At 67.3% G+C, this 17,087-nt stretch carries 9 protein-coding genes and 1 pseudogene; 3 read left to right on the top strand and 7 right to left on the bottom strand.

What is annotated here, in order from left to right:
* Positions 1-489: 489 nt before the first annotated feature.
* From S1361_RS38480 to S1361_RS38465, 4 genes are read right to left on the bottom strand one after another with little or no spacing between them, the layout of a single operon-like run.
* Positions 490-1,542: a hypothetical protein gene (locus S1361_RS38480; protein WP_208029855.1), complete on the bottom strand. Its 1,053-nt coding sequence runs from the start codon at positions 1,540-1,542 to the stop codon at positions 490-492.
* Between the two features lie 3 nt (positions 1,543-1,545).
* A complete protein-coding gene (locus S1361_RS38475; protein WP_208029856.1) occupies positions 1,546-2,538 on the bottom strand; it encodes a hypothetical protein in 993 nt (330 codons plus the stop codon).
* A complete protein-coding gene (locus S1361_RS38470) occupies positions 2,535-3,848 on the bottom strand; it encodes a CHAT domain-containing protein (protein ID WP_208029857.1) in 1,314 nt (437 codons plus the stop codon). Before S1361_RS38470 ends, S1361_RS38475 begins: the two co-directional genes overlap by 4 nt.
* Positions 3,848-5,848 carry a hypothetical protein gene (locus tag S1361_RS38465; RefSeq protein ID WP_208029858.1) on the bottom strand — a complete coding sequence of 667 codons (2,001 nt, stop codon included), beginning with the start codon at positions 5,846-5,848 and terminating at the stop codon, positions 3,848-3,850. The genes S1361_RS38470 and S1361_RS38465 overlap by 1 nt, the downstream gene beginning before the upstream one ends.
* 423 nt (positions 5,849-6,271) lie before the next feature.
* Here S1361_RS38465 and S1361_RS39765 point away from each other — a divergent pair.
* The 3 genes and pseudogenes from S1361_RS39765 to S1361_RS38455 form a co-directional block, all read left to right on the top strand.
* Positions 6,272-6,517, top strand: a pseudogene (locus S1361_RS39765) (hypothetical protein); the annotation flags it as partial.
* 647 nt (positions 6,518-7,164) lie between these two features.
* Complete coding sequence (locus S1361_RS38460) at positions 7,165-7,971, top strand: outer membrane protein assembly factor BamB family protein (RefSeq protein ID WP_208029859.1); 807 nt, start codon at positions 7,165-7,167, stop codon at positions 7,969-7,971.
* A gap of 327 nt (positions 7,972-8,298) precedes the next feature.
* Complete coding sequence (locus tag S1361_RS38455) at positions 8,299-8,775, top strand: hypothetical protein (RefSeq protein WP_243768971.1); 477 nt, start codon at positions 8,299-8,301, stop codon at positions 8,773-8,775.
* 700 nt (positions 8,776-9,475) lie between these two features.
* Here S1361_RS38455 and S1361_RS38450 read toward each other — a convergent pair.
* The 3 genes from S1361_RS38450 to S1361_RS38440 form a co-directional block, all read right to left on the bottom strand.
* Positions 9,476-10,021 (bottom strand): SMI1/KNR4 family protein, encoded by a 546-nt coding sequence (locus S1361_RS38450; RefSeq protein ID WP_208029861.1) that lies wholly within the window; start codon positions 10,019-10,021, stop codon positions 9,476-9,478.
* On the bottom strand, positions 10,021-14,775 hold the full coding sequence (locus tag S1361_RS38445) for an RHS repeat-associated core domain-containing protein (RefSeq protein WP_243768972.1): 4,755 nt from the start codon (positions 14,773-14,775) through the stop codon (positions 10,021-10,023). The genes S1361_RS38450 and S1361_RS38445 overlap by 1 nt, the downstream gene beginning before the upstream one ends.
* 688 nt (positions 14,776-15,463) lie before the next feature.
* The gene (locus S1361_RS38440) at positions 15,464-16,948 is read right to left on the bottom strand and encodes a UvrD-helicase domain-containing protein (RefSeq protein WP_208029862.1); all 1,485 of its coding nucleotides are present in this window, start codon (positions 16,946-16,948) and stop codon (positions 15,464-15,466) included.
* Between the last annotated feature and the right edge of the window lie 139 nt (positions 16,949-17,087).

Below are 17,087 nucleotides of genomic sequence, written 5' to 3'. Positions count from 1 at the left end.
CAGGGGCGTGACGAGGACGTCGAGACGGCGGGGTGGGCCGGCCCACTCGTTCAGGCGGCCGATTCTGAGGCCTGCCCGCTCGCAAGACATCTGCGCCGGGGCGGGTGCGCCGCGGGCACGGGGAGGGTTAGGTCCTCTCCACGTCCAGTCGCATGGTTGGGCGGACCGTTCTCGCCGTGGGTGCGCAGGCACGCGTCTCACTCCGCTCTCCGAGCTTCCCATAGCCGAGTTGCTCGCGAAGCCCCCGACGTCGTCTTCGTCAGTCCTCCCAGGAAGCGGAAGAACTGTGCGTCGAAATGATCACCCAAGTCCCGCCTCGCCAGCCGCGACTGCGGCGACGGTGGAAACCTGCTCACCGACCATCTGAACCGGAAGTCCGGCTTCGGCATCGGCCACGTCGCCTCGCTGCCGGCGTGCTTCCTCAGTGCGGTACCCCTCAGTGCGGTACCTCGGCAGTCGAACCGGTCCCGGCGGGGCACCGCTCCGGTGTCAGCCCTTCCCAGGAGCGAGGGGCAGCATCTGAGAGACCCTGTGCCAGCCTCCGACGATAATCCCGGCCACGACTGCGCCGGCCAGGGGAAGCCATTTCTCGATCCAAGGGTGCCCGAATGCGCCAGCCGCCTTATGTGCTACAACCGCTCCGACCAAGGCAGCCAGAATGATCAACACCGCGCGTGCCGACTCCTGCAACGCCTTCCGGGGAAGGGAGAGCGGCTCGAGCCCTTGCAGCACTTCTTCAGGAAGAAGGCCGCCGACACGGCCCTCGGCATACCGCTCGCCCACTGTCAGCAACTTGCCTGCGAGATCCCGAAGCGCCGGATTAGAGTCAACATCGACACGTAGAAAATCCTGGCGCAGTGCCGCGGCAACAAGGGCTGCGTGCCGCATCGCAGGCGAGTGGCGCAGAGAGACCCACGCCATCGTTCTGCGCCTCCGGTGAGCGCGGAGGAGGCTGCGCTCAACGCGGTAGTACCCGTAGTCCAGCTGCGCCAGGCACTTGACGCGCTCAGGGATGTCTTGGCCGTAGGCGCGGCCGCATTTGATCACCTGCCGAGCAACGTCGTGTATCAGCTGATCACGTACAGGCGTTCCCCCGAATCGGGTCCGGGCCAGGAGCCACAGTAAGACAACACCCAGTCCCCCAATGGTCAGCGCAGGCGTCAGATCGGTCAGATGGACCGGCCAGGAGAAGCGCCCGTGCCTTAAGATGTAGGGGTTCGCCTTCCACCAGACGCCGATCAAGGTGATACCAGACACCGCGAATGGTGCGAAGGCTCGCGCCACGTCCTCCGGCTCCCGGACCGTCGCTCTGATGAATGGGACATCAACATCGCCGAGACGCAGTCGCTCGACGGCCCGGTCGAAGTTGGCGATGTACTCTGCGGCGCTTGCCCTCGCCCGTTCCTCAGCAGCTCTTACATTTGGATCGTTCAGATCATCGAAAAACAATGTTCCCCCTTGGTCTGGCTTGCAGGCTGCATGGAGCTCCAGCTCTGGCGCTCTCTCATGCGCCCCGGCCCCTTTTGCGGTGTCCCGGTCCACCCATCACCGTGCCTGGTTGGCCAGTGAGAGCAGGAGGTGGGCTGATTCGGGGTGGAAGTAGTCGGAGTGCGCTCCCTCGATGCGGGCGGGCGATGCGCGGTAGCGGTGGGAGGCGTCCACGTTGAGCAGGCGGGCGGAGGGGAAGGTGTAGGCGTCGCCGGTGTCTTGGAGGCGGAGTGTGTGCAGGTGGCTTTCCGGTGCTGTGGCGCCGGCGTAGCCGATGCCCTCCTTGCCCTCTTCCGTGGCGCGGTGCCAGCGCCCCAGGGCCCGGTCGTGGGGGCTGAAGGTCATGGCGACGGGGGCGTTGAGGACGTTGTCCTCGAGCAGGCGGCTGTAGGGCGCTTCAGCGAAGGAGTCGTGGGGCAGCGCCATCTGGAAGGTGGTGAAGCTGTCCAGGGTCCAGGGGTACTGGTCGCTGCGGTAGTTCCAGGTGAGTGTGCGGGGGCTGTGGGGCAGTTTGGTGCTGGCCTGCGCGATGGCGTGGGCCAGGAACCGGCCGCCGAAGGAGTGGCCCACGGCGTGCAGGTACTGGCCGCCGGCGGTCTTGAGCCGCGGCGGGCCGGGGGCGGGGGTGCGGCGGTGCTGGTTGTAGTAGCCGAGGATGGCAGCCAGGACGCGGGCGGCTTGCCCGGGGTGGGACATGGCGGCGGCCCGGTCGCGGATGGTGCGGTAGCCCTTAGGCGTGGGCAGGCTGCGCGAGGGCCACCGGATGGCTACGTACCGGGGCCGGAAGGGGGTCAGGCAGGGGTAGTGGTGGGGCTGGTTGTCGATGAGGTCGCCGATGAGCGCGGCCAGGCGCTGGGCTGCATCGGCTGCGTCGTCGGGCTTGGTCCGCCAGCCGTGGACGTAGAGGAAGACGTCGGTGGTGGCGGGGTCAAGGCGCAGGTGCCGTTCGATATGGGCGGGGACCTCGTCGGCGTCGAGCGGGGTGCCGGTGCGGGGGTGGATGAGTTTGCCGTCGCGGTCGAGGTCGAGGTGGGTGATGCGCTGGCTCATGGTCTCTTTTGCTGGTCGGGTGTTGCGAGGTGAGTGTCGATGCCCCGCAGCAGGGTGAAAATCAGTCCGAGAGGGCTGGCGTGTTTGATGAGGAACTCGCGGGTGAGTTCTCTGGCGATGTGGGCGATCCGGGCGCCGGTGAATGCTTCTTGGAAGAAGCGGTGGGTGTAGAGGCCGGCGAAATCCATGGGCACTTCGAGTTGCGGGCCTACGAGGCAGCCGACCCCGAGTTGGAAGAGGGGCCTGCCGAGCCCTTCGTGGATGTGGGTGGCCGTGCGTCCGCCTTCGCACACCATCATGAAGCAGAGGGGCTCTGGAAGGGGTTTCTTGCGTTCCTCGCGCCAGAAGTCCAGGTCGGAGCTGCAGATGGGGTCGTCGTCGCTGAGGGTGACCTGGGCGGGGATCATGCCTTGGTCGTCGAAGCGTTCGGCTGTGCCGTGCGCGCCGAACAGGAGGATCTCCTCGGCGGTGGCAGGGTCGCAAAACGCGTCGGCTACGTCCTGCTTGCAGCTGCGGGTTGCGTAGTCGGTGTGCTCGTCGATGACGGCGTGGACCGGGGCCAGGGGTCCGGCGGGGTGTTCAGGGTTGATCAGCCGCAGGTCGAGTTGCAGTCCGGTGCGTAACCGGCGCTGCGGGCTTCCGATGCGCTGGCGGGTCGAAGCCCTGCCGGCGGTGGGCAGGACGTGTTCGATCAGGTGGGTGTAGCCCAGGAAGCCCGACCAGTCCCATGAGGCGTTCGCTGCGGAGATCCGCGTGTCGGGGTCGGCGCAGACGTAGAGCATGCTCCAGGGGACGAAGAAGTCGTCGGATATGACGGTGATGGTCTGAGGCCTGTTGCGCAGGGCGTGCTCCAGGCGCTCTCCGAGCCGACGCAAGTCGTCGTCACCGTTGCAGAAGATGCGTTTGAAGAGCTTGTTGCCGTGTCGGGCCAGAGCGAGGCCCTGCTTGCTGAGGTAGGTGCGCGCGCGGTCTTCCCCGAAGTCGACGACAGGCGATCCTTCGAAGGTGAACGCCTCCTGCCCTGGCGGCTGGTGCTGGATGACGTCCTTGGACCAGCCACGCAGCAGCTCTGAGGTGGCGGCGGCGATGTCTTCCCTGCTGCGGTGGATGGCCCCTTCCATGCTCAGGCTGCCGTCGCGTTGGAACTCGGTGCCGTGGGCGAGCACGGTGTACTGGCCGGCACTGTTGGTGCTGATGTGTAGGAAGATGCTGCGATCGGCGATCTTGTGCGGCTCGGGCGTGGCAGAGGTGTCCTCATCGAGGCCTGCGTGCACGAGCGTGAGGTCGAGATTGATGTTGAGCTGGTCCATTACGAGAGCGCTGCGTTCTCCGGTGCGGCCGCGGGCAAAACGGTGGTCAGTTCCTGCAGGAGAGCCCCGTCACCGCGGCGCATCACGCTGAGCTGGACTTTCACAGGCGTGCCGGTGCGGGGTGTCAGACGGATGCACTGCGTGGGGGTGCCGGCATCACGGTCGACACGGGTGTAGAACAGCCGCGGCTCGACAGCGGCGTCATCGGCCGACACCACAACCGTCAGGTCGAGCGGGTCGTCACCGCAGACGGGCACAGTGCCGGGCTGGTGGGACTGGTAATCGAAGGCAAGAAGAATCTCGCGGCCCGCTGCCGCGGGATAGGTTCCCCCCACCACCCTCAGCCGAGCCGAGGACTTCGCCTCAGGAGGCGGAGAGGAGGCAGGGGGGACCGCAGGAGGCGGAACGAGCCCCGCAAACGGGTCCGAGGGCACATCCCCCACACCAGCGGGGTTCACAGACAGCAGCCACTGGGCCACACTCGCGTCAGCAGACGGTTCGCGCAGGCTCCCCAGCAGCGTCTGCCAGGCGGCAAGCGGGCCGGATCCGGGCAGGTACCGGATCTCCGCCTCGGGGAAGGAGAACCTCCATGGCCGCGGCCAGTGGCCAGTCCCAGGAAGGGAATACAGCAAGTCGCCCCAGCCCTGCTCGTCAGTCAGGGCGGAGCCCTGGGCAGTCAGCGCCAGCGGGTCGGGGCCGGACGCAGCAGGGGAAGTCGCCCACGTGATGGCCAGGCGGCTGGCCCCCGCGGCAGGCGCCCAGCCGCAGGCCTGTGCAACCGCAGCCAAGCGGTCGGCAACGGCCGTCTGCGTATGCGACTGGTAGGCATCGATCAGCAAGGTGACGCGTTCTGCGCGCGAGGTGCGCAGCATCTCCACCAGTTCGCTGACCGAAACGGACTGCTCCTCCGCCAAGGCGACCATCACGTCGAGGGAGTCGCGCTCGGAGAAGACACGCGCAGCGCCGGAGAGGTACACCAGGACCAGGTTCTGCCCCTGCGAGGCCAGCTCGCTGATCTTGCTGCGCAGTTCCTGCCGGGTCACCGATCCGACCACGGTGGTGGTGTCGCGGGTGAAGCCCCATCCACTGGCCAGCAGCCGCTCGTAAAGCCACACGGCGTTCTTGTAAGGGGAAGTGTCCTGCTCCCGGGCACCCCACAGCGCCATCCCGCACACCAGTGCGTAGCGCCGCGTGTCGGCGGGCACGAGCCGGCCCAGCGCCCGTCGCACGAGCCGGTCTGCCCGCCTGCGCTGTGGGGCGGGGTCGGAGGCCTGGGCCAGGAAGCTGCGGAAGGCACCGGCATTGCCCAGGCACGGCGGCGGATAGCCGCTGCGCTCGAGCTCCTGAACCAGCCACTCGTGGGCGGCCTGAAGCTTCAGGGGCGTCATCGACTCCGCAGCTCTCAGCAGGAGGTGCGCCAACACCTGCGTGAAGACCGAGGTATCCCGGCTGTTGGCCGCGAATCCCGTCGCCGTCCGCCCCAGGCCGGCCCACACCGCCACCCCTGGGCGGCCCATCGACGTGACCACCTCGGACACATCCACGTCGCTCCGCCCGCCTGCCGTGCTCTGCCCTGCCCCTAAGCAGGCATCCAGGATCAGCAGGCGGTCCCATCGCTCGTCCACGCGTGGCGACATCGACTCGATGAGCAGGTCTGCGGGCATCCAGGTACTCAGATCGTCCACGCGCGAATGCGGCAAGGCCAGACACACGCCGTCCTCCGGCGTGATTGCAGCGTGCCCCGTCCAGTAGACGACGAGGGACGGCTGCTCCTGGGCCACCGCCGCAACCTCATCCAGCACCTGCGAGGCATCACCGGGCTCCAGGACCCGGCAGGCCCGCGGCGCCATCGACGAGGCGTCATCGTGGTGATGCTGGGAGGCCGTCAGCGCCTCTCGCAACTGCGCAACGTTGTGCGCCGTGCCCGCCGGCAGCTCGAGCGCCGCATCCTCATACGAACTGACACCCACTAACAGGTGCCGCACCGCTGTAGCCGTCATAGCCCCCCGATTCCGCCATGCCAGTACTGCCCAGAGTAACGAGATCACTACACGCCGCGTGGGCTACTGACGGGTACTCACCCGGTACGCCATCGGAATGCCCCTCTTAGCCGTAACCACGCAGCAGCAGCCCCCCGCCTCACCCTCCAGCCGCCCAGTCTCACCCAGGTTCGCCGGCCCCGGCGGTAACTTCCGACAGGTCTTGACCAGGCTGACTCACACATAGGATCCGCAGGCCCGGAACCCTCGTGTGAGGCTCCGCATCGGCCGGTGTCTCATAATCCGCGCCAGCAGCCGACCACGGCACGCCAAGCGGCCGCACGCCCCCGACGAACACCGCTGGAACTCGAGCCGGTCCTACCGATCGGGCGGTAAGCGAGATCGTCGCCACTGCTTGCTTGCCGCATTGAAACCGACAAGGCGAGCCTGCACGACGCCGAGTACGACCACCTGGTCTCACTGCAGCTGGGCGGAGACCCGAACGACCCACGCAACCCCTGGGTGGAACCGCCGAGCCCCGGCCACAGGCCGGGCGCCAACCCGAACAACGACAAGGACAAAGTCGAAACCCGCCTGCACACAGCCATCTGCAACGGACGGGTCACCCTCACAGCAGCCCAGCACGCCATTGCCTCAGACTGGGTGACCGCTGAAAACGACTCGGTCTGAAGTAACAGCCACGCCCCAGCTGCAGAACCGCACGCGCCGACGCCTGGCCGTCCAGGAGCCGCACTCTCCCGGCCTTACCGCAGGATGCCTGGAGGTACCGCACACCAGCTGGCGCGTCTGCCTCATCGTACGGACGGATTAGGCCGGTGAGCACGCGTGACAGCCGGGCCATGGTGGCGCTAACTGGTCCACCTCACCGAGTTGACCGGCCTGGACCGGAGGGCAAACCTCCGCGCCCAGGTGCTGGGACCAGGCTCGCCGATACCCCACCTGTTGATCTCGCCGCTGCGGAGCGAGGGTATCGATGCGTTCCTGCACAGCCCGCTACCGTTCTTGCCAGGGTGCGGGGGCGACATTGGCGCGTGGTGAGGCGGGGAGGAGTGCGCTCAGACGGCCTGACGGGTCCTGCGGCGGGGTATGGCGAGTGCGGTGCCTCCACCGGCGGCGATCAGTGCGGAAGCCACGCCCGCAACCGCGCGGACACGCTGGTGTAGAGGCCGGGGCCCTGCGAGCACGGCGCCCTCAAGCACGCCCAGGGCACGGACCTGCCCGGCCCCCTGCAGCGAGAGCTGCAGGCAGCCCTCGCCCGCCATGCACGTGGCGCCTGAAGAGGTGGCCGTGGGGTCGGCTTACAGGGGGGGACGCCCGTGCCCGCCCATAGCGCGATCGAGGTCGTGGCGGCCGACGCGGACTCTGTACGGCTGACTTGGCGGCATGTGGTGGAGCTGCCCAAGGAATTCGCGGACTCCGCAGAGTCCTCGTTCAAGACCGCTGTGATGGGCGTCGACGGTACGACCGCCGTGGTGAGCGTGAAAGACGGAGACCAGGTGGGTGTCGTGGCGATCGACCTCGCCGCGGGCAAGGCGGTCTGGGGGGACCCGCACCTCAAACCAGTGGAGGTCGCCGCCGGTCGGGTCATCGGCCTGAGGTCGACGGGCTCCTGGTCACCTGAGAGTCTCCAGGCGCGGGCCGTACGGGACGGCTCTACGGCTTGGTCGAAGGCGACAGAATCCGGGACCGCTGTGGCCGCCGGGCCCGGACTGCTCCTGGTGCAGGGGCTGAAGGCAAAGCCCTTCGGTAACGTCACCGCCGTCGTGCCCGCCTCCGGCAAGGAGTTGGGCTTCAAGGTCCCGTCGGGCCACGGCGTTCCAGCTCAGTGCCGGTTCGACCAGCAGTCTGTTGTGGTCTGCGCGAGTGGTGACTCGGAGGCCTTCGCAATGGACTCGCATACCGGGAAGATGCTGTGGGCACTGCCGGACAGCTCGGGGCGGGTGGCGCCCCAGGTGACCGGTGCCTGGCACGGGATGGTCTACGGCCAGACGGAGCAAAACGGTCCCGTGGTCCTGGACGCCCGTACCGGCAAGGACAAGGTGACCTCACCTGGCGCGGCACCGTACTGGACCGACGGCCGTTACGCCGTCACCGACAAGGCGATCGTCCCGGTCCAGGGCTGACCTCCGCTTCATTCCCGGTCACGTCACCGCACGAGGATGCGCCCTGATCTCTTGTCGAGGTCGGGTGCTGCGTGTGCTGCTCCACGGCCCCGCCCACGTCCGCCGCTCGGACTCGTCACACCCAGTCGGCTTCGCTCATCGGCGGCCCGCCCCGGATGATCCCTGATGCCTCCGCCAGCGTCAGGTACTTCCTGGGAGTGGTGGGTGCAGGGGATAGCCTCGGCACCCGATCTCACGATTCGCGGGCACCGTGATCGGTCCGTCTGCACATCAACGGACACGAATATGGGCCGGTCAAACGTAGGGACGGGGTGAATGAGCGCAAGTGTGGAGCGCGAGCGCTGGGAGCTGCGAGCGGAAGGCGGCGTGGGACCGCTGCGGTTCGGGATGTCGCCGGCAGAGGTCGCCAAGGCACTGCTGGTCTCCGAGCCGGAGGCACGGGTTGGCGGCCCGTACGGGCAGGAAGACTTCCCGGACGGCGTGAAGGCGTTTTACGACGTGGGCAAGCTTGCATGCGTTGCGCTGGATGCAGTCGCCGGCCCGCAGGTCTTCCTGGCAGACTTCCCGCTGGCAGGAAGCGATCCGGCGCAGGGTCACCAGTTCCTCCTGCACCACGCAGCCGAGCACGGGAACTGGGTGCTTTACACCCCTGACGCATCGCTCTCCTTGACCGATCTCGGAATCCTCCTGCGTGAGCAGCGGGTCGGGGAAACGCTCCTGACACGCCCGCTCTTCGTGAAGGAAGAGTGGCTAGAGTCGGAGTACTACCGCGACCACCTGCCGCTGGAAGGTGTCCAAGGCTGAGCGCTCGACGGCGCAGGGGTTGAGAATGCGGCTGAGAGCCACACGTGCCCAGTGTGCCCCTGAAATTTCTGGCCTCGGGCAATGCAGTGCCGGGCAGGGCCCCCTACTGCAGGGGGCAGGCTCACCCGAAAGTGAGTAACAACCAGCGGTGTCGTGCCACTGCCGACGCGCGACCGCCCCGTTTCTCAACCGGGCAGGAACCGGGCGGCGGCGCGTAGGGGGCATCCAAGGCGCGGATCATGACGATCACCCTGCGTGCCAGAACTGTGGCAGGGATCCGACGATCTGAGGGCAAAAGGCGGCGTCCGCGGTGCTCGACGTGTCGATCGCGGCTGGGCGGAAGCGGCCCCGGTGGCTGCCCGAACTCGAACTCGGCCTACCGCCGGCTGACGTTACGAACCGCGCTTGAGGGGTGCCGCGGACACCCCACAGCGACGCCGCAGCCGGGTCGGCTACCTGCCCTTGGGGGCCAACGACCGCCTCACCAGAGCGCCAAGTGCAGCCCGTCGTGGCCGCGAACACGATGGCCGCCAGCGCTGTCCCCATACCGGCGTCGGCCGCCACCTTGAGGCCGTACTGGAGCAGCCGGGACCACCCTCCGGAACTACTCCCACAACCTGTCCGGCACCAACCGCTCCACCATCGCCATCACACCCGCCAGCTTAGTGATCAAGCCAGTTGAGACGATCTCTTATGCCGTCTATCCGTTGGCGAAGATCTCTTCGTTGGTTTCGAAGACGTGCTCATCCAGGGGCATGTCGGGGAAGTACTCGGACTCGATCTCTCCCGTCATCAGCCCCAGCAAGAAGGAGGTGCAGGGGCCAGCGTGCCGCTCCCATTCGGGGCCGCGGCCTTCGTTGATCAGGATGGGCCAGTTCTCGGGTTTCTGGCCGGGGGTGGACAAGAAGTAGAGGACTTCACCGCCCTCGTCCTCGTAGGCCCACGGGATGAGACGGGCTCCTTCCTGGTCCAGTTCGGCGGGGCGGGGCTCGCCACGGTCCCACAGAAGCTGCAGGGACTCGCGGCACTGAGCGTCCATGGCGATCAGGTCGTAGCGCGGGCGCGGGCAACCGGGCTCCAGCAGCCAGACGTTCTCGTCGAACAGGCCGCCACCGTAGGTGTCGACGAGTTCCTTGTAGTCCTGCGGCAGCTCAGTACCCAGTTGTTCCTCCACGGCAGCCCAGTCCTTGGGGGCCACTTCGGGGGGCGGCAGCAGCTCGGTCAGGCGGGTGAGGGAGGGGTTCATCAGCGTTCCTCGGGTCGGGGTTCGTTCAGGATAGTGACCGCATTGGTCGGGGAGCTGGAGCCCAGCGGAGTGAACTGGAATCCGCGGTTGCCATGTGCCTCGATGGTGACGCCGACGGGCACGACATCGGTCGGGTCGTTGGTGCGGTAGATCGGCGTGACGTTGTACGTGATCGTCTCGCCTCGGTCGACAGCCGCGCGTACGTCGTTCTCGACCTGCCGCATGACCGGGCTGTTGGCGTAGGCGTGCATGGCGACGAAGTTGCGGGGGTCCCGGTTCGATCCGCCGAGCTGGGCGCCGAGCAGGTGACCTTTGTTCCAAGCACCGCCCTTTTTATAGCCGGGTACGTTGACGCGCGGACGGGTTTTTCCGCCCATCATGTCGGGTTCGAGCGTGGCACGGACGCCGGTCGCGCGGTTGCCGGGGCCCAGCGGACCGTACTGGACACGGCCGCCCCAGGTGACCTCGTTCTCGTCGCACTTGGCAAGTCCGAGTGGGTCGAGTTCGGACTGCGGGTTGGTTACGTAGGTGACCGGGTTCGGGCCCGGTCCGAGACCGAGCGGGTCGGGACTCGTGTAGCGGGCGGTTTCGGGGTCGTAGTGCCGGAAGTAGTTGTAGTGCAGTCCGGTTTCGGGGTCGGCGTACTGTCCGGGGAAGCGCAGCGGGGTGTAGGCCGTGGCATCGGTGTTCCACGCTGTGGTGCCCCATGCCGTGGTCCTGGTGCGCCAGGCCACCGTGCTCTCATCGATGAGTTCGGTGGGCGAGCCTGCCAGGTCGGTGACGATGGCGAAGAAGCGGGCGTCGACCTCTTCCTGGGACAGCATCTTGCGCTCGTACTGGGCCAGGGGTCGGTAGCCGTCGTATTCCCAGGTCAGCACCGTTCCGGTGACTGCGTCTGTTTGCTCTGCCAGCCGGGTGCCGTCCCAGCTGAAGAGGATTTCCTCGGCGATGGTGCCGTCCTGGCCTAGGCGGTACTTGGCGGTGCGGCGCCCGAGGGCGTCGTAGCGGTAGTGCCAGACGGTGCCGTCAGGGGTGGTGCAGGAGGTGAGCCGATTTTCCGCATCCCAGGAGTACCGCCAGGTGTCGGGCTTGCGGGACAGGCGCTTGCGGGTCCGTTCGATGAGGCGGCCCGCACGGTCGTAGCGGTAGGTGATACGTCCTGCGGACAGCAGCCGGGTTCCTGTGACGGCGCGGTCTCCGGCGGCCTCGGGGGCGCCTACTGCATTCGTCCAGGTGGCATGCATCTGGTTGCCCGCCGGATCGTAGCGGTAGATCTCGGTGATGCCGCCTCGGGTGACAACGGACAGGGGACGGCCCAGGGGGTCGAGTTCGTAGCTGAGACTGCGGCCGGAGCCGCGGTCGGTGACTGAGGTGAGATGGCCGTCGGGGCGATAGGTGTATTCCCGCTCGTGCGCGCGCTGTCCACCCAAGCTCAGGGTCTGGCTGGTCAGGCGGCCCACCTCGTCCCAGGACGAGGCAAGCAGAGCCTGCTCGCCCCAGGTCCGCCGTGTCTCCCGGCCCAGCAGGTCGCGCTCGAAGGCCAGCCGGTGCACGTCGGCGACCGTGAGGCCGGTGCAGTTGCCGACCGCGTCCCAAGACGTGTCGGTGACCGCACCGGTGGGGGTGGTGCGACGCGTGCGTCGTCCGAGCGTGTCGTAGCGGTACCGCGTCGTGCGCCCGTCGACCGTCTCAGCCACCATCCGCCCGACCGCGTCGTACTCCAACGCGACCCGCGAGGTGGCGGATACGGCCGCGGTGAGACGTCCGGCCTGGTCGTAGGTGTATTCGGTGCGCGCTCCGTCGGCTTCTTTGGCGCGCAGATCGCCGGCCGCGTCGTACTCGAAGGCAAACGACGCTCCCGTAGGGGTGCGCCGCGCCGTCAGCTGGCCGGCGGCGTCGTAGGTGCTCGATGTGGTGCGGCCGTCGAAGTCCGTCTCCGCAACCAGGGCGCCGCGCTCGTCGTAGCGGTAGGTCCAGGTAAGCCCGGCGGGGTCGGTGACGGTGGTCAGCCGCATCTCGGTGTCGTGAGCGAACGTGTAGACGGCACCGTCCGGCGTGGTGCGGGTGCGCAGCAGGTCGAAGGGACCGTAGGTGAATTCGCTGCGACCACCCGCCTGGTCGGTGTAGGCGAGGCAATTGTGCTCGCCGTCCCAGCTCCAGCTCTCGCGGGTGCCGTCGGCTGCGATTCTCTCCACCAGGCGGTGCTCCGCGTCCCAGCGCAGGCTGGTCGTGGCGCCGAGCGGGTCAGTGAGGAGAATGGGGCGGCCAAATGCATCCCGTTGGCATGTGGTGCGGGCACCGCGGCTGTCCTCGACGGCGACCAGCAGTCCTGCTGGGTCCGCTTCGATCTGTACCCTCGCGCCGAGCGCGTCGGTCAGTGTCGCCGGGGCGCCCGTCGGATGGTGTGTGAAGCGGGTGACCGAGCCGTCGGGTCCGGTGACGCTGATGCGGTTGCCCCGCTCGTCGAAATCCTGCCGGATCCGAGTGCCGTCCGGCCCGGTCCATTGGATGGGCAGGTGGAGGTCGTTGTATGCAGTGTGGCTGACCGTGCCGTCGGCCGTGATGGTGGCCACCAAGTCACCCGCGTCGTCCCACTCCCACTGTGTGGTGCGTCCCAGCGCGTCGGTACGGGAGCGCAGACGGTCGCGCCGGTCCCACTCCTGGGTGACCGTCGCACCGAGTGGGTCGGTCACTGAGATGATCTGTCCGTACCGGTTGGCGCGGTAGACAGTGGCGTGGCCCAAGGAGTCGGTGTAGGTGGCGGTGGTTACACCGTTGTTGTCCGCACCGGTATAGGTGATGGTGGAGTTGAGGATGCCATCGGTACCTCGGGTGGCGATCACCCGCCCCTGCTCGTCGTACTCGTAGGTGAACGTGGTGTCGTTGGAATCGCGCCACCCGGTGACGCGGTGCGTTTGGTCGTAGGTCAGGTACAGCGGCGCATCGACCGCGTTGCGCACCTCGGTCAGGTCCCCGCCTGTCTCGTCGTAGCCGAACACGCGTAGCGTGACTGGGCTGCCTTCGGCGACAGCGTGGAGGGCCGTGACACGTATTCGGTCACCGACGGTGCGGGTAGTGACCTGGAGCCGGTAACCGCCGGAGTGAGTGACTGAGTGCGGGGCATCGTCCTCGCCGCGGTCGATGCCGATGACGTTGTGGTTGCGGTCCCTTATCTCTGTCAGCCACCAGGTGCCGCCTCCCGTGGCGGCCGGCTCGAAGTGGCGGGTCAGCCCAGTGTAGGGATCTTCCACGGTCAGGACATAAGAGGTTCCGCGCGTGACATACGTCAGAGGCAGTGGGACACCGGCGATGGGAAGGACGCGGTCACCGGGCAGGTCCGGGCGGCGAGGATAGACCAGAACCGAGCCGTCTTCGCGGTACCACCAGACACCGCCTGCGTCCGGGTGGTCTGCCAGCCGCTCGTCCAAGGTAGACGCCCAGGACGGGCCGAAGAAGCGCCCCGCATCGTAGCCGCTGAGATGAGTACGGCGCAGGGTCAGCGGCAGTACACCCGGCAGGTCCACGTCGGTGTAGGCCAGCATCATCTGGCCGCTCGCCATATCGATCGGATCCCCGCACCACTCCCTGCTGTTCAGGGCATGCGACTGTTTGAAGAGCTTCGCGTCATCGATCTTCAGGCCGTGGTCGGGCTTACTGCCGGACGCAGGGGTGCCACCGTGGCCGTGCGAGCTGCCGACGCCGCCGCCCTTGTTGACCTGGATGCTGTCGGCCTTGTTGCCGACGTCGATGTCGTTGTGCTTGTGCAGGCGGGAGGTGGCCCTGACTCGGTCCGGGACGGTCTCCGTGATGTGCTTGGTGATCTTCTTGAGGGCCTTCTCGGAGCCCTCGAGCGCGCCGTGGAGCACACTGTCGAAGGTCTTCGTGAACGGGTCACGGCCCTTGCTGTGGCCGAACACGCTCTTGGCTCGGCGCAACGGATTGGACGAGGCGAGATGCAGCTCGTTTCCGTGACGGGATACCTTTCCAGCCCCGTCCTCGAACTCGGCGTGATCGATGCGGGTCCGCTTCTGCGGACCACCGCCCCCGCCAGAACCGCCGGCCGAGGCGAGCTGCATTCCCCCGTGCCCACCCTTGCCGCCGTGCCCTGCGCTTCCGGCGTCGCTCGGCATGGAAAACGCGCCCTCGGCCAACTCGAGGACCATATCCTCGACCATCGCCTCCAGCTTGGCGTTGACCGGTTCGGTGACCTTCGCGATCACCTCATCGACGACCCGGTCCACCGCCTCGTCGATGATCCGCTTGACGGCCTGGCGCATCGCTGTGATCTCGGCTGCGCCCAGAACTGCGGACAGACCGCCGGTCACCCAGGCGAGACCGATGGATAGGCCCACCGACCCAGCCATGACGGCCAGTTCGGCCTCGGCCTTGGTCTTCATCCCGAAGATGATGTCCGCGAGGACATCGCAGGCATCAGCGAACAACCGTGCAAGTTCCGGGAGTTTTTCCAGGTGGCTCGCCTTCACCTGGTGCCAGTGCTTCTCGAACGCATCGACCGCCCAGCCCTCGGATGAGGACAGGATCCGTGAGACCGCCGCGTGCGCGTCCCCACCGTGTCCCTCGAACGTATCCGCGAACTCGCGCATGGCGTCGGCCATGTCACGGTAGTCGTCCTCGTCAACATTCGGGAAGTTGATCCCGATGAAGTCCAGGACTTCGTCCAGCCAGCCCGGGATCGTGTAACCCATCCCCGTTTTCCTCCCCGTTGCTCTGCACCTGCACGCGAAAGCCGACATCTGCGGTCGCGGTCGAAAACCCTAGTAGGTGGCGCCGACACCCGCCGAGGCACCTGCTGACAGCGGCCGGCACAACGGGGGGATCGCCTCGGCTTGCCTCGCCCGAAGGAGAGTTGAGCGTTCGGCTGGGGGTGTCGTGTCGGATGAGCTGTGAGAACGGTTGGAACGGCTGCAGGCACAGCGAAAGGCGGCGCTTCCAAATCCGGAGCAGGGCCAACTCCCCCGCCCTTCCCACAAGCCCATGGACTTGGCCTAACGGGGCGCAGACTCCGCCCGCCGCATGATCAAGTACGGCCCCTCGCCAATGCCGCCATCTCACTGATCGCCGCCGGGGCACATCCTCGGGATCCCGTGTCTCACGAAGTCAGCGTCGTGCTGACCGCCCGTCGGCCCAGCGGGAAGTGCGCTGCCCGCACCGCGTCCCGGGGCGGCGCGCGTGGCACGGCCCGGTACACCCGGTGACCGTCGTCGCGGCGCCGGCGGGCGTGGCGGTGTCGACCGATGTCCTCAATCGCGGCCGGCGCCGAGTCGTGCTCTTGGCAGGAGGCGTGTGCTGTTCGACGGCCAATAGCTCCGCCTTGCTCAGCTTCTGTAGTTCTCCTTGCCGCCGGCACCGCCGCTGCGCGCCCAGCCTCCCCGGCTGTGCCTTCCGAGCAGATGTCTTTGCCTTCTGCACGTCTCTCTGACTTCACGCGTCTGAGGCACGTGCCCAGACGGCTTCGTGCTCCGGCAGCTCATGGACCCAGGACAGGCCACCGATGTCGAGGCGCTGGCGGGTGCGGGTGACGGCGACGTAGGCAAGGCGGGCCTCACTGTCGTCGATGGTTCTGACTGCGGCTTCTTTGGGTCGGTCGTGCTGATCAGCCCGGGTGCGTGGGGCGAAGTCATCGGCGATTTTTACGCGTGGCCATTGGCGTCCCTTGGCTTTGTGGGCAGTGGAGACGGTGATGTCGGCGTGGCGTTCGTGGGCGAGTTGGGCCACTGCGGTCAGGATGGCGTCGGTTCCATGAGTGTCGACAAGGTCGACCAGTGGTTGCAGGTCGCGTCCTGCCGGATCATGGGTGGCGTAGTCCTGAAGGTCTCCCCAGGAGGGGAACAAGAGCAGTTCGGGGTGGTGAGTGCGTCGTCCGTCCTTCAGGTCGCGGGCGGCCTGAGCAAGGGCTTTGAGGCTGTCACCTCCTCCGGACAGGCCAACGCGGTATCCGTCCGCCATGAGTTGCATGACCTGGGCCATGGCGCCGACGTTGGTGCGGCACAGGATGACGTCCGGGCTGGGGACGGGGCCGATCTCGGTGGTCACGGTGGGGGTGCCGGTAAGCCGGAGAGGAGCCTCGGCCAGGTCGAGCCAGCGGTTGGCTTCTTCTGCGAGGTGAGGTCCGAAGCGGAAGGACTGCGACAGGGTCAGCTGAGTGCCGTTGAAGCTGGTCATGACGTCCTTGGCACCGCGCCATTGGTAGATGGCCTGCGCAGAGTCTCCGACCATGACGAGCTGAGCGTGGTCGCGTTGGGTGAGGAAGATTTCCTCCACGACGGGGTTGGTGTCCTGGGCTTCGTCCAGGAGCAGGTAGTCAGCGTCGACTCTCGGCTGGGTGAGTGCCCAGATCTTTAGGTAGTGGTCGTGTTCGAAGCGGACGCAGCCGTCGTCGGAGTTCTGCAGGTCCGCCCAGGCTTTACGAGCGACTGGGACGACATGGGTAGCAAGTTCGTGGTGCATGTCTTTGTCTTCCAGACCGCGCAGTTTCGGTACATGGTGGCGGGTGATGGTCTCGTCGGCGGTGTGGCAGAAGCGGGTGACGGTGCGCAGGAGTGCGTTGGACAGAGCGCGTTGGGAGATGTCGCGTTCGCCGACGCGGATGGCTTTGGTGAGGCCGAGGGCTTGGCCGGTCTGCCACGCGGGGCGGCGTGGGGCGTTCAGGCGGCTGGTGTAGCGATGGCCGATGGCGGCGTAGGCAAGTGCGTGGGCGGTTTTGCACTGGACGGTGCGTGGGAAGCGTGTGGTGGCTTCTTGGGCGATGGCCCGGTTGTAGCCGAGGTAGCGGCCTCGGCGCGGGGTTGAGCGGGCGAGCATTTCCAGCAGGGTGGTCTTGCCGGTGCCGGCTCCGGCTTGCAGGGCCAGGTCATGGCCGGCGCGGAAGGCGTCCAGGGCGGCGGTCTGTTCGTCGGTGGGTTTCATCGCAGAAGGTCCTTGGAGGGCTGGGCGGGAGTGCGGCCGGCGGCGCAGGTGTGGGGTGGGCGTGGGTGAGCATTTGGCGGACGGTGTGGGGAAAACGGTCGCCTGCTCGGCAGAGGCGCCTGCCAAGGCCCGGCGTACC

The sequence above is a fragment of the Streptomyces cyanogenus genome (assembly GCF_017526105.1).
In the GTDB taxonomy this organism is placed as follows: Bacteria; Actinomycetota; Actinomycetes; order Streptomycetales; family Streptomycetaceae; genus Streptomyces; species Streptomyces cyanogenus.
This window is presented reverse-complemented; position numbering and strand designations above follow the sequence as displayed.

What these genes read in the sequence shown, in the direction of transcription:
- S1361_RS38470 (WP_208029857.1), bottom strand. Translation starts at nt 3,848, where the DNA reads ATGGACCAGCTCAACATCAATCTCGACCTCACGCTCGTGCACGCAGGC.
- S1361_RS38445 (WP_243768972.1), bottom strand. Translation starts at nt 14,775, where the DNA reads ATGTCGGCTTTCGCGTGCAGGTGCAGAGCAACGGGGAGGAAAACGGGG.
- S1361_RS38440 (WP_208029862.1), bottom strand. Translation starts at nt 16,948, where the DNA reads ATGAAACCCACCGACGAACAGACCGCCGCCCTGGACGCCTTCCGCGCC.
- S1361_RS38465 (WP_208029858.1), bottom strand. Translation starts at nt 5,848, where the DNA reads ATGACGGCTACAGCGGTGCGGCACCTGTTAGTGGGTGTCAGTTCGTAT.
- S1361_RS38450 (WP_208029861.1), bottom strand. Translation starts at nt 10,021, where the DNA reads ATGAACCCCTCCCTCACCCGCCTGACCGAGCTGCTGCCGCCCCCCGAA.
- S1361_RS38475 (WP_208029856.1), bottom strand. Translation starts at nt 2,538, where the DNA reads ATGAGCCAGCGCATCACCCACCTCGACCTCGACCGCGACGGCAAACTC.